Genomic DNA, 12,865 nt, shown 5'->3' on the forward strand with positions numbered 1-12,865 from the left:
GAAGCGGCCGGACGGGTGGGGTCTCCGAGCCGCTGACGCGCGAAAGCCGCCCGGGGGCCGGCTACGACGGTGTCACTTCTGCCGCTTGTAGAACGGCAGCGCCACGACGTCGTACGGCTCGTGGCTGCCGCGGATGTCCACACCGACGTTCCCGGTGCCCGGCTCCGCGTGGCCCGGGTCGACGTAGGCCATGGCGATCGGCCTGCCCAGGGTGGGGGAGGGGGCGCCGGAGGTGACCTCGCCGATCTTCTCGCCGCCGGCGACCACCGCGTATCCGGCGCGCGGCACCCGGCGGCCGTGGGCGACCAGGCCGACCAGGACGCGCGGCGGGTTCTTCCCGGCGCGTTCGGCGGCCTCGGCGAGGGCGGCGCGGCCCACGAAGTCGCCCTCCTTCTCGAACTTCACCACCCGGCCGAGACCGGCGTCGAAGGGCGTGAGGGAGGTGCTCAGCTCGTTGCCGTACAGCGGCATGCCCGCCTCCAGGCGGAGCGTGTCCCGGCAGGACAGACCGCACGGGACCAGCCCGTGACCCTCGCCCGCCTTGGTCAGCGCCTGCCACAGCTCCACGGCGTGCTCCGGCTTCACGAACAGCTCGAAGCCGTCCTCGCCGGTGTAGCCGGTGCGGGCGATCAGGGCGGGGACCCCGGCCACGGTGCCCGGCAGACCGGCGTAGTACTTCAGGCCGTCCAGGTCGGCGTCGGTGAGGGACCGCAGGATCGCCGGGGACTCGGGGCCCTGCACGGCCAGCAGCGCGTAGGCGTCGCGGTCGTCGCGCACCTCGGCGTCGAAGCCCGCGGCCCGCTCGGTCAGCGCGTCCAGGACCACCTGGGCGTTGGAGGCGTTGGCCACGACCATGTACTCGGTGCCGCCCAGCCGGTAGACGATCAGGTCGTCCAGGATGCCGCCGTCCTCACGGCAGATCATCGTGTAGCGGGCGCGGCCCGGCTTCACGCCCGAGATGTTGCCCACCAGCGCGAAGTCCAGCACCGCGGCGGCCTGCGGGCCGGCGACCGTGATCTCACCCATGTGCGAGAGGTCGAACAGGCCGGCCCTCGTGCGCACGGCGTTGTGCTCGTCCCGCTCGGAGCCGTAACGCAGGGGCATGTCCCAGCCGGCGAAGTCGGTCATCGTCGCACCGAGCGACCGATGCAGGGCATCGAGCGCGGTGCGGCGGGGTTCGTTACTGCTCATCGGTCGGTCTCCCAAGGGGGCATGACAGCGAGGTCGTTCCTCCCCATCTGTCATCGGAACCTGAGAGGTTCGCCATGACCACCGGTGACGGCGATCAGGACTTGCACCTTGGGTGGGGCCCCGGAGCACTGCCACGGCGGCCCGCTTTTCAGATGTGCCTCGCCCGCGCGGTAACGGTGCCTGAGAGATTCAAGGGAGGGACTTGCTCCTTCGGCGCCCCGGCGGCACACGGTGCCGGGGACTCTCCCGCGCGGATTCAAACGGCCGGTATGCAGTTGGCGCGCACATCATTGCACGCATCGTGGGACATCGGCAGGGGGACCCTTGCCGGGCGTGCACCGCTCGTGCAGGCTCGGTCACAGGGAGCTGTGACAGGCCTGTATCGGTATGAGCACGCAACCGAGAGCGACCTGGCATTACCTTCTCTTTACACGCTGCGGGGACCGGATCCCTTATCCGGCCCCAGGGGGAGGACGACCACGGTGAACAGGCCCACGGCGTACGCCGGCACCACAGGCGTGGCGCTGCCGCCGCAGCACGCGCACCGGGCCGACGGCGCCCCTGACACGGCGCCCGCCCCGCTCGTCCAGGACCTGCGCTCCCGCTCCGGACGCAGTCCCCGCGCCCTGCTCTTCGGCCCCCGCGACCTCGTCGTCGTCACCGGACTGCCCGGCAGCGGCAAGTCCACGCTGATGCGGCGCACGGTGCACGAGGACCGCGTCGACTCCCAGGACGCCCGCGACCGCTGGGACCGCCGCATGCCCCGCCTGCTGCCCTACGGGGTCTACCGGCCGCTGGTCCGGCTCGCCCACTACGCCGGGCTGCGGCGCGTGCTGCGCTCCGGCCGGCCGGTCGTCGTGCACGACTGCGGCACCCAGGCCTGGGTGCGGCGCTGGCTGGCCCGCGAGGCCCGGCGCCGCGGGGCCGCACTGCACCTGCTGCTCCTCGACGTCCCGCCCGAGGAGGCCCTGGCCGGGCAGCTGGAGCGCGGCCGGGGCGTCTCGCGCTACGCCTTCCGCCGGCACCGCACGGCGTGCGGACGGCTGCTCGACGCGGTGGAGTCCGGCCGGGTGCCGGAGGGCTGCGCCTCGGCGGTGCTCGTCGACCGGGACGCCGTGAACGCCCTGCGCCGGATCGGCTTCACCGGCTGACCGGCTAGCCTTTCCGCCAAGCAGCGGCATCAGGCAGACGGTGGGCGACAGATGGACTTCCCGGCGGACAACCCGGAGCGGACGCACTTCCACCCGCACGGCGGGTGGCCCGGCAACGAACTGGAGGAGGCGCTCTCCGCCTCCCTCGGCGTTCCCTCGGCGGGAGCCCGCATCGTCGAGGTCCTCGGCCGCAGCTTCGTCTGGGTGCCCCTGCCCAACGGCGGCGGCCCGCACAGCGGCCCCCTCGACCTGCCCACCATGGACCTGGACGGCCAGGCGTACGTGCCGGTCTTCAGCTCCGAGGAGCAGTTCCGCCAGGTCGTCGGCTCCCACATGGGCTGCACCATCGCGCCCGCCGTGGAGTTCGCCCGCGGACTGCCCCCGCAGGCCGGCCTCGTGGTCAACCCGGGCGGCACGGTCGCCGTCCCGCTGCCGCCCCCCGCGGTGGCCGAGCTGTGCCGGACCGGTCGTACCCCGCTCGACGGCGGCGCGAGCGGCGGCCGGGTCCGGCTGTTCGAACCGGACTGGCAGGACGACCCGGTGGATTTTCTCGCCGCCGCCTCGCAGGAGTTCGACGCCCTCGGCGTGGTGGCGACCGCCCGCCGCTGCCTGGCCGCCGTCGAGACGGCCGACCCGGTGCTGTTCGTCGGGGTGGAGCTGCTGCACTGGGAGGGCGACCCGCGAGCGCTGCCGCTGGACGCCCTCGGCCGGGCACTGGGCCGCAGCCCCGCCCGCTGGCCGGTCAACCTCGTCGTCCTCGACGTGGCCCAGGACCCGGTCGCCGACTGGCTGCGCGCCAAGGTCCGCCCCTTCTACCAGCGCGCCTGACGCGCCCCTCTGATCCGCCGCAGGCCCTCACCTTCCGCGCACTGACCGCAGACCGCCGGAGGCCGTCGGCATAAGCTAGGGAGCATTGGCCGGCAGGGTGTTGTACGGAGGGGCGATACAAGTGAGCGCTGGCACCGCGGCGGCCGGACAGGTCGAGCACATGCTGCGCCAGGTGACGCCCGGGCGTTACGACGCCTACGAGGCCTTGCTGCGCGCCCTCGCCACCCCCTCGTCCGGCAGGGTCTGGATGCTGCTCTGGCACGGCCAGGCCGGCTCGCCCGACGCCCAGTACGGGACCATGGAGGTCGAAGGGCACGGCTACGCGCCCTGCGTGACCTCCGCCCAGGAGCTGTCCGCCAGTGGCTGGAACCGTTCGTACGAGGTGGTCGACGGGCTCGAGGTGGCCCGTGCGCTTTATCCGGACCGCCACGGCCTCTGGCTCAACCCGCACGCGCCCGGCGGCGGCGTCGGCATCCCCTGGCTCGACCTGCGCCGCATCGCCGGCGGGCTCGACCAGCAGCCCGCAGGACCGCTGCGGCTGTCCGAACCGGCCATCGAGATCCCGCAGTTCTACGCGCTCCTCGCGCAGAACGCCCACCGCACCCCGGCCGTGCGCGCGCTGCGCCGCGCCTGGGTGCAGCCCGCGCTGGGCGCCCCGTACCTCGCCATCGGCCTGGACGTGTACGACACCTCGCCGCCCGCCGTGGAGTCGGTGCGGCAGATGATGCGGCAGTCGCTGCCCGCGGTGCCCGACGGTCTGCCGGTCTCCACCGTCGCCCTGTCCGACGAGCACGACCCGGTGGCGATGTGGCTGCGTGTCAACGGGCGTCCGTTCTACGACCGTGAGGCGCACGCCCCGGCCCCCGCCGCGGGCTACGGCTATCCGCCCGCGCACCACCTCTGACCGGTACGTCTACCCGAGGCGGCACGGCGCGGCAGCCCCGCCGCCGGAGGTCTCGCGCATGGTGACGCAGCGTCACGGTGTCCAGCATGTGGACAATGGGCGCGGGTGTGGCTCCTGTCCCGGGGCGTCCGTCGCTGATTTTGCGTCAGATTCCGTCGGATGCGATCAGCTACCTGACGATGACCCCCTGTCACCTGCGGTTTCACTGCGTCTTCACGCCATCCGAGGCCGCGTCGGCGGTACTTGGGCCACCGTCATTTGTGTCCCCGGTGTTAAATCACCGCGCGAAGATGCCGGATCAGTCCCTTATGTCGACTGTTCAGATCTCAGGTAGGTATCACCGCTATCCGGACTGTTCCTGACTCACTGCGAACGTCTGTAGTGTTCGGCCGGTCAAGATGCATCCACATAGCGGACCCGGAGTGGCCCCAGTATGCGCATATTCAAGACCCGAGCCGCTCGGGCGATCACGGCCGCGGTCGCGGTCGGCCTGATCGCCACGGGCTGCGCCAGCGAGCGGGACAGCGACAACGAGAGCGGCGGCAAGAAGGACACCTTCGTGTTCGCCGGTGCAGGCGACCCGGGCTCCCTGGACCCTGCCCTCGCGAGTGACGGTGAAACCTTCCGCGTGACCCGCCAGGCGTTCGAGGCCCTCCTCGAGCACGAGTCGGGCGGCACCAAGCTGGTCGGCGGCCTCGCCGAGACCTGGTCGAGCAACGACGCGGGCACCGTCTGGACCTTCAACCTCCGCAAGGGCGTGAAGTTCCACGACGGCGAGGCGTTCAACGCCGCCGCGGTCTGCGCCAACTACGACCACTGGTTCAACTGGAAGGGCACCTACCAGTCGAGCGCGGTCTCCTACTACTGGCAGACCATCATGGGCGGGTTCGCGAAGAACGAGGACCCGGAGACGCCCGAGGCGAACTACAAGAGCTGCACCGCGAAGGACGAGAACACCGCCGTCATCGAGGTCAAGCAGCCCTCCGCCAACCTCCCCGGCGGCTTCTCGCTGAACGCCCTCGCCATCCACTCGCCGAAGGCGATCAAGGAGTACGAGAAGCAGGAGGCGACCGCCAAGGGCGACGCCATCACGTACCCCAAGTACAGCCAGGAGGCCGGCACGGTCGCCGGTACCGGTCCGTACAAGATCGTCAAGTGGAACAAGGGCAACAAGGAAGTCACCCTCGAGCGCTTCGACGACTACTGGGGCGAGAAGGCCAAGATCAAGAACCTGGTCTTCCGCACGATCGACACCGAGGAGGGCCGCCGCCAGGCGCTCCAGGCCGGTGACATCGACGGCTACGACCTCGTCGCCCCGGCCGACGTCAAGACCCTCGAGAACGAGGGCTACGTCGTCCCGACCCGTGGCGTCTTCAACCTCTTCTACGTGGGCATGAGCCAGTCGGCGAACCCGGCCCTCAAGAAGAAGGAGGTCCGCCAGGCGATCGCGCAGGCGATCGACAAGGAGAACCTGGTCAAGACCCAGCTGCCCGAGGGCGGCAAGGTGGCCGACCAGTTCATGCCGGACACGATCGCGGGCTACTCCAAGAACGTCACCAAGTACCCGTACGACCCCGCCGCGTCCAAGGCGCTGCTGAAGAAGGCCGGCGCGCAGAACCTCACCATCGAGTTCTGCTACCCGACCGAGGTCACCCGCCCGTACATGCCTGCCCCGCAGGACCTGTTCGAGCTGATGAAGGCCGACCTGGAGAAGGCCGGCATCAAGGTCAGGCCGAAGGCCATGAAGTGGGCCCCGGACTACCTGGACGCCACCGAGGCCGGCTCCTGCGCCCTGCACATGCTCGGCTGGACCGGTGACTTCAACGACGGCTACAACTTCATCGGCACCTGGTTCGCCGGGTTCGACAAGCAGTGGGGCTTCAAGGACAAGAAGGTCTTCGACGCGGTGAACGCCGGCTCGAAGATGGGCAAGGCCGAGGAGCGCACCGCGGCCTACCAGAAGGCCAACGAGGTCATCATGGACTACCTGCCCGGCGTCCCGATCTCGTCGTCCCCGCCGGCCATCGCCTTCGGCAAGAACGTCAACCCGCCGAACGTGTCGCCGCTGACGCAGGAAGTCTTCGCCGAAGCCTCCTTCAAGTAGGCGTACCGGCAGGAAATCGATAACGGGGGGGTCCGCCCGGCCGTCGCAACTCGGCGGCCGGGCGGGTCCGTTCATGTAAGACAACACGCAAGAAAGGGGCAAGCGGGGTGCTGCGTCTCGTCGTACGAAGACTGCTCCAGCTCATACCCACGCTGCTCGGCCTGTCGGTTCTGCTCTTCCTGTGGCTCGACCGGCTGCCCGGTGGACCCGCCTCAGCGATCCTGGGGGAGAGGGCCACCGAGGCCGAAGTGGCGCGCATCAACCGTGCGCTCGGGCTGGACCAGCCCATTTACGTCCAGTACTGGCGCTTCCTCAAGCGCATCTTCCAGGGCGACCTGGGAACCTCCGTCCAGACCGGGCAGCCCGTCACGGACGAGTTCTTCCTCCGGTTCCCGGCGACGGTGGAGCTGTCCCTGCTGGCCATGCTCATCGCTGTGGCGATCGGCATCCCCCTCGGTTACCTCGCCGCCCGCAAGCGCGGCGGCTGGCTCGACGTCGGCGCGGTCTCCGGCTCGCTCGTGGGCATCTGCATCCCCGTCTTCTTCCTCGGTCTGATCCTCAAGGAAGTCCTCGCCGTGAAGCTGGGCCTCTTCCCCAGCTACGGACGCCTGGACACCGGCATCAACGCCACCGACGTGACCGGCTTCGCCGTCCTGGACGGCGTGCTCACCGGCGAGTTCGACGCCTCGTGGAACGCGATCCACCATCTGATCCTGCCGGCCGTCACCCTCGCCTCCATCCCGCTCGCGGTCATCGTCCGTATGACCCGCGCCAGCGTGCTCGAGGTGCAGGACGAGGACTACGTGCGCACCGCCCAGGCCAAGGGCCTCAAGCAGAGCGTCGTCCGCGGCCGGCACGTGCTGCGCAACGCCCTGCTGCCCGTGATCACGTCGGTCGGTCTGCTCACCGGCTCCCTGCTGTCCGGGGCCGTCCTCACCGAGTCCGTGTTCTCGTTCAACGGCATCGGCAACTTCATCAAGACGTCGATCGACGGCCGTGACTACCCGGTGCTGGTCGGGTTCATCATGTTCATCGCGATGGTGTACGTCCTGATCAACCTGCTGGTGGACGTGGCGTACAGCATCATCGACCCGAGAGTGCGGGTGCACTGACATGGCTGTCGCCACCAAGTCCGAGAAGATCCAGCGTCTCGCGGAACTGACGGCCGTCAGCGAGACCAGCACCGGCGCCAGCCTCTGGCGGGAGGCCTTCCGCCGGCTGAAGTCCAGCAAGATGGCGATCGTCGGCGCCGTCATCATCGTCCTGTTCGTGCTCGTCGCCGTCGTCGGGCCGTTCCTCGCGCCCTACTCGCCGAGCGCGCAGACCTGGCGCAACGAGGTCTTCCCCAACCAGGGCAAGTTCGTCGGAGCCCGCGACGGGAACTGGTTCGGCCTCGACCACCTCGGCCGCGACCTGTTCTCCCGCATGCTCGTCGGCGCCCGCCAGACGCTCCTCGTCGGCATCGTCGCCACCCTGATCGGCCTGGTCGCCGGCTTCCTGATCGGCATCGTCTCCGGCGCCGCGGCCACCCTCGGCGGCGACACCGGACGGCGCGTCGACTCCGTCATCATGCGCTTCATCGACATGATGCTGGCCCTGCCCTCGCTGCTGCTGGCCGTGTCCATCGCCGCCGTCATGGGGCAGTCGCTCACCACCGTGATGATCGCGGTGGGTGTGGTCCAGGTACCGGTCTTCGCCCGCCTGCTGCGCGGCTCGATGCTGGCCCAGGGCAACGCGGACTACGTGCTCGCGGCCCAGTCCCTGGGCGTGCGCAAGCGGCGCATCGTGCTCTCCCAGATCCTGCCCAACTCGCTCAGCCCGGTGATCGTGCAGGCCACGCTCTCCCTGGCCACGGCGATCATCGAGGCGGCCGCCCTGTCCTACCTGGGTCTCGGCAACCCCGACCCGGCGATCCCCGAGTGGGGCGTCATGCTCGCCCAGGCGCAGCGCTTCTTCAGCTACGCCCCCGCGATGGCGGTCTACCCCGCCGTCGGCATCATCATCACCGCCCTCGGCTTCACCCTCCTCGGCGAGGCCATGCGGGAAGCCCTCGACCCGAAGCTGAGGGGCTGAACCACCATGTCTCTGCTCACTGTCGACGAACTGACCGTCACCTTCGGCGGCCGCGGCCGCAAGGAGTCCCGGGCGGTCGACGGCATCTCCTTCGAGGTCGACCAGGGCCAGGTCGTGGGCCTGGTCGGCGAGTCCGGCTGCGGCAAGTCCGTCACCTCCCTGGCCCTGATGGGCCTGCTGCCCTCGAAGGGCCTCACCATCGGCGGCCGTGCCGAGTTCGACGGCACGGACCTGTTCACGATGAGTCCCGCCGCCCGCCGCGACCTGCGCGGCAGCGAGATGGCGATGATCTTCCAGGACCCGCTGTCCTCGCTGAACCCGGTCGTCCCGATCGGCGTGCAGGTCACCGAGATCCTGGAGCGCCACCGCGGGATGAAGGGCGAGGCCGCCCGCAAGGAGGCCGCCCACCTGCTGGACCGGGTCGGCATCCCCGACCCCACCCGGCGGCTCAAGGAGTACCCGCATCAGCTGTCCGGCGGTATGCGCCAGCGCGCGCTGATCGCCATGGCGGTGGCCTGCGCCCCGCGTCTGCTCATCGCCGACGAGCCCACCACGGCGCTCGACGTGACGATCCAGGCGCAGATCCTGGAGCTGCTCAAGGAGCTCGTGGACCAGGAGGGCACCGCCCTGCTGATGATCACCCACGACCTCGGCGTGGTCGCCGGCCTCTGCGACCAGGTCAACGTGCTCTACGCGGGCAAGGTCGTGGAGTCCGCCGTGCGCCGCGAGCTGTTCGCCCACCCCACCCACCCCTACGCGCACGGACTGCTGGGCTCCATCCCGCGGCTCGACGCGCCCCGGGGCGAGCCGCTCAACCCCATCCGCGGCTCGATCAACGACCGCATCGCCTGGGCCGACGGCTGCGCCTTCGCGCCCCGCTGCGACCGGTACGAGATGGGCTGCCTGACCGGCACCCCGCAGCTCGGCGAGCCCCGCGAGGCCGGTCACCAGGTGCGGTGCGTCAACCCCGTACTCGACGACGCGAAGGCCGAGGAGGTCCCCGCATGAGCCTGCTCGAACTGGACGGCGTCAAGGTCCACTTCCCCATCAAGAAGGGCGTCCTGTTCGACCGCACGGTCGGCCACGTGTACGCCGTGGACGGGGTGTCGCTGAAGGTCGAGGCCGGCGAGACCTACGGCCTGGTGGGCGAGTCCGGCTGCGGCAAGACCACCCTCGGGCGGTCCGTGCTGCGGCTGGTGGACATCACCGAGGGCTCGGTCGTCCTCGACGGCACCGACCTGGCGAAGCTGCCCGGCGAGGAGATGCGCCGCTTCCGGCGCCGGCTCCAGATGGTCTTCCAGGACCCGCTGGGCTCGCTCAACCCGCGGCAGAACATCGAGTCGATCCTGTCCGAGGGCATGATCGCCCACGGCATCGGCAAGGACCAGGAGGAGCGCCGGGAGAAGATCAAGGCCATCCTCGACAAGGTCGGCCTGCCCTCCAACGCGTTGGCCCGCTACCCGCACGAGTTCTCCGGCGGTCAGCGGCAGCGCATCGGCATCGCCCGCGCCCTCGTCCTCGAACCGGACGTGATCATCTGCGACGAGCCGGTCTCCGCGCTCGACGTGTCGGTCCAGGCCCAGGTCATCAACCTGCTGGAGGAGCTCCAGGAGGAACTCGGCCTGACCTACCTGGTGATCGCCCACGACCTCGCGGTGGTCCGGCACATCTCCGACACCATCGGCGTGATGTACCTGGGCTCGCTGGTCGAGGAGGCGCCGAGCGACGCGCTCTACGCCGAGCCGAAGCACCCGTACACCAAGGCCCTGATGTCGGCCGTGCCGGTGCCGGACCCGGAGGTGGAGGACAAGCGCGAGCGGATCCTGCTCACCGGTGACCTGCCCTCGCCGGCCAACCCGCCGAGCGGCTGCCGGTTCCACACCCGCTGCCCGTGGGCCCAGGCCGAGCGCTGTGCGACCGAGCGTCCCCAGCTGCGGGACATCGGCGGCGGCCACCGGGTGGCGTGCCACTACGCGGAGGACATCGCGTCCGGGAAGCTCTCGCTGAATCAGGGCGAGGTCGTCCCGGCGACCCGTGAGGGCGTCGACGACACCCCGGAGCAGGACGCCGAGGCGGAGGACGCCCCGGCCAAGGTCCCCGCCCAGGCGGAGAAGGTCTCGGAGGACGAGAAGCCGGCGACGGCGGAGAAGGTCTCGGAGGACGAGAAGCCGGCCGCGGCGGAGAAGGTCGCCAAGGCCGACGAGGAGTCCGAGAAGGCTGTCTGATCGACCCCGGAAGAAGCCCTCACCTTGCTTTGCAAGGTGAGGGCTTCTTTCTACGCCACAATATGCAAGTGCTTCAGCAACTCTTCAGCCCGTCCGTCCTGCACACACTCGATCTGATCGGCATCTTCGTCTTCGCCATCTCCGGCGCGCTGCTGGCCGTCCGGAAGAACTTCGACGTGTTCGGGATCGCCGTGCTGGCCGAGATCACCGCCCTCGGCGGCGGTCTCTTCCGCGACCTGATCATCGGCGCCGTCCCGCCCGCCGCCTTCACGGACCTGGGGTACTTCGTCACCCCGCTGCTGGCCACCGTCCTCGTCTTCTTCCTGCACCCGCACGTCGAGCGGATCCAGGTCGCCGTCAACGTCTTCGACGCGGCGGGCCTCGGCCTCTTCTGCGTCGTCGGCACGACCAAGGCGTACGACTACGGGCTCGGCCTCACCGCGTCCGCCTGTCTGGGCCTGGCCACGGCGGTCGGCGGCGGTGTCCTGCGGGACGTGCTCGCCAACGAGGTGCCCTCGCTGCTGCGCTGGGACCGCGACCTGTACGCGGTGCCGGCCATCGTCGGCGCGGCCATGGTCGCCCTCTGTCTGCGCTTCGACGTGCTGAACCCGGTGACCAGCACCACCGCGGCCGTCACCGCCTTCGTGCTGCGACTGCTGGCGATGCGCTTCCACTGGCGTGCGCCCCGCGCCTGGCACCGCCGTTCCACGGTCAGCGAGGAATGAACAAAGCTACCGCTTAGTATTATCTTCTTGTACTGTTCACCCATGCCAGAAGCAGCCTCCGCCCAGGCCACCCGGGCCGTCATCGGTGACAGCGAGTTCGACCGCGACACCGCGCTCACCGCGCGGGAACCCGGCGTCTACGACATCGACCTCTCCGCCGGCTGGACGATCATCAACGCCGTCAACGGCGGGTACCTGCTCGCCGTCCTGGGCCGCGCGCTCGCGGACGCGCTGCCGCACTCCGACCCCTTCACGGTCTCCGCGCACTACCTGACGGCCTCCCAGCCGGGTCCGGCGGTCGTCCGCACCGAGACCGTCCGCACCGGACGCACGCTCTCCACCGGCCAGGCGTCCCTCTTCCAGCGTGACGAGCGGGGCAACGAGGTCGAGCGCATCCGGGTCCTCGCCTCCTACGGCGACCTGGACTCCCTCCCCGACGACGTCCGTACGACCGCCGTGCCGCCCGCGCTGCCGCCGATGGACCAGTGCTTCGGCCCCGAGGACGGCCCCGCCCCGGTGGACGGAAGCTCCGAGATCGCCGGCCGGCTGATGCTGAAGCTCGACCCGTCGACCCTCGGCTGGGCCCTCGGAAAGCCGTCCGGCAACGGCGAGATGCGCGCCTGGTTCGGTCTCGCCGACGGCCGGGACCCCGACCCGCTGGCGCTGCTGCTCGCGGTGGACGCACTGCCGCCGACCGCCTTCGAGATGGGCCTGACCGGCTGGGTGCCCACGGTCGAGCTGACCGTCCATGTGCGCTGCCGCCCGGCGCCCGGTCCGCTGCGCGTGTCCATCACCACCCGCAACCTCGCGGGCGGCTTCCTGGAGGAGGACGCCGAGGTCTGGGACAGCGCCGGCCGTCTCGTCGCGCAGTCCCGCCAGCTGGCCCGGGTCCGCCTGAGCTGAACCGACGGCCGTCCGGGGCGTAGGGGCGGTGCGGGGTCACGGGTGACTCCGCACCGCCCCTTGCCGTGTCACCGGCCCCCGGCCGCGCCCGTCCCGTCGAGCCAGTGCCGCCGGCCCACATGGATCAGCCGCAGCTGACGCGCCGCCACCTTCGACACCCGCTCCCGCGCCTCGGGCGAACTCGCCGGCGCCTCCAGGTAGAGCGAGGCGACGATGAGCATCTGGTCCACGTAGAGCTGGGCCAGCATCAGCAGGTCCTCCTCGCTCCAGCCCGCCGACTCCGCGTCCCCGGCCAGCGCCTCGCCGACCTCCGCCGTGAACCGGGCCAGCTGTTCCTGTATCGCCTCGCGGACCGGACGCACCCCGCCGTGCCGCTCCCGGGCGATGAACCTCACATGGGCCGGGTGCGCGTCCACATGACCGGCGATCAGCTCGATGGCGCGCGCGATGCGCTCCTCTCCCTCGCCGGCCGGGGACACCGTCGTCCGGATCATCGGGTGCAGGCTGCCCAGCGCCTCCTCGACCAGCGCCACGCCCAGGTCCTCGACCGACCGGAAGTGCCGGTAGAACGCGGTCGGGGCGATTCCGACGGCGCGGGTGACCTCACGCAGGCCCAGGCTGCTCAGGCTCTGGCCCTCCAGCAGCTCGAGCGCCGCGTCGAGGAGCGCCTGCCGGGTCTTCTGCTTCCGGGCCTGCCGGATGCCGGGCGTGTGACTCATGCCATGCAGTTAACAACTGTTCTCCTACATTGAGAAGTGAGG

The 12,865-nt window shown here is 70.5% G+C and carries 12 protein-coding genes and 1 riboswitch; of the genes, 10 read left to right on the forward strand and 2 right to left on the reverse strand.

Annotated features, from left to right (window positions below; translation table 11 throughout):
* Window positions 1-72 precede the first annotated feature (72 nt).
* Window positions 73-1,191: a glycine cleavage system aminomethyltransferase GcvT gene (gcvT, locus tag MTR79_RS06670; protein ID WP_244789537.1), complete on the reverse strand. Its 1,119-nt coding sequence runs from the start codon at window positions 1,189-1,191 to the stop codon at window positions 73-75.
* 158 nt (window positions 1,192-1,349) lie between these two features.
* Window positions 1,350-1,450, reverse strand: a riboswitch (glycine riboswitch).
* A 223-nt stretch (window positions 1,451-1,673) separates the two neighbouring features.
* Here gcvT and MTR79_RS06675 point away from each other — a divergent pair.
* The 10 genes from MTR79_RS06675 (at window position 1,674) to MTR79_RS06720 (ending at window position 12,104) form a co-directional block, all read left to right on the forward strand.
* Window positions 1,674-2,342, forward strand: coding sequence for an AAA family ATPase (locus MTR79_RS06675; protein ID WP_086699681.1), 669 nt, complete (start codon window positions 1,674-1,676; stop codon window positions 2,340-2,342).
* Window positions 2,343-2,393: 51 nt separating this feature from the next.
* Window positions 2,394-3,170: an enhanced serine sensitivity protein SseB gene (locus MTR79_RS06680; protein WP_086699680.1), complete on the forward strand. Its 777-nt coding sequence runs from the start codon at window positions 2,394-2,396 to the stop codon at window positions 3,168-3,170.
* A 121-nt stretch (window positions 3,171-3,291) separates the two neighbouring features.
* Window positions 3,292-4,074 carry an enhanced serine sensitivity protein SseB C-terminal domain-containing protein gene (locus MTR79_RS06685; RefSeq protein WP_225252531.1) on the forward strand — a complete coding sequence of 261 codons (783 nt, stop codon included), beginning with the start codon at window positions 3,292-3,294 and terminating at the stop codon, window positions 4,072-4,074.
* A gap of 433 nt (window positions 4,075-4,507) precedes the next feature.
* Window positions 4,508-6,178 (forward strand): ABC transporter substrate-binding protein, encoded by a 1,671-nt coding sequence (locus MTR79_RS06690; RefSeq protein WP_048459839.1) that lies wholly within the window; start codon window positions 4,508-4,510, stop codon window positions 6,176-6,178.
* Window positions 6,179-6,285: 107 nt separating this feature from the next.
* Window positions 6,286-7,290: an ABC transporter permease gene (locus MTR79_RS06695; RefSeq protein ID WP_086699677.1), complete on the forward strand. Its 1,005-nt coding sequence runs from the start codon at window positions 6,286-6,288 to the stop codon at window positions 7,288-7,290.
* Between the two features lies 1 nt (window position 7,291).
* A complete protein-coding gene (locus MTR79_RS06700) occupies window positions 7,292-8,251 on the forward strand; it encodes an ABC transporter permease (protein WP_086699675.1) in 960 nt (319 codons plus the stop codon).
* A 6-nt stretch (window positions 8,252-8,257) separates the two neighbouring features.
* Entirely contained in the window at window positions 8,258-9,259 is a 1,002-nt protein-coding gene (locus MTR79_RS06705) for an ABC transporter ATP-binding protein (RefSeq protein ID WP_048459836.1), read from the forward strand.
* Complete coding sequence (locus MTR79_RS06710; RefSeq protein WP_244789538.1) at window positions 9,256-10,476, forward strand: oligopeptide/dipeptide ABC transporter ATP-binding protein; 1,221 nt, start codon at window positions 9,256-9,258, stop codon at window positions 10,474-10,476. The genes MTR79_RS06705 and MTR79_RS06710 overlap by 4 nt, the downstream gene beginning before the upstream one ends.
* Before the next feature lie 68 nt (window positions 10,477-10,544).
* Window positions 10,545-11,201: a trimeric intracellular cation channel family protein gene (locus MTR79_RS06715; protein ID WP_048459834.1), complete on the forward strand. Its 657-nt coding sequence runs from the start codon at window positions 10,545-10,547 to the stop codon at window positions 11,199-11,201.
* A 42-nt stretch (window positions 11,202-11,243) separates the two neighbouring features.
* On the forward strand, window positions 11,244-12,104 hold the full coding sequence (locus MTR79_RS06720) for a thioesterase family protein (RefSeq protein WP_086699985.1): 861 nt from the start codon (window positions 11,244-11,246) through the stop codon (window positions 12,102-12,104).
* 68 nt (window positions 12,105-12,172) lie between these two features.
* On the opposite strand, the gene MTR79_RS06725 is transcribed toward MTR79_RS06720, so the two are convergent.
* Window positions 12,173-12,823 (reverse strand): TetR family transcriptional regulator, encoded by a 651-nt coding sequence (locus MTR79_RS06725; RefSeq protein ID WP_086699987.1) that lies wholly within the window; start codon window positions 12,821-12,823, stop codon window positions 12,173-12,175.
* Window positions 12,824-12,865: the final 42 nt, after the last annotated feature.

Source organism: Streptomyces sp. BJ20, assembly GCF_022869105.1.
In the GTDB taxonomy this organism is placed as follows: domain Bacteria; phylum Actinomycetota; class Actinomycetes; order Streptomycetales; family Streptomycetaceae; genus Streptomyces; species Streptomyces griseoincarnatus.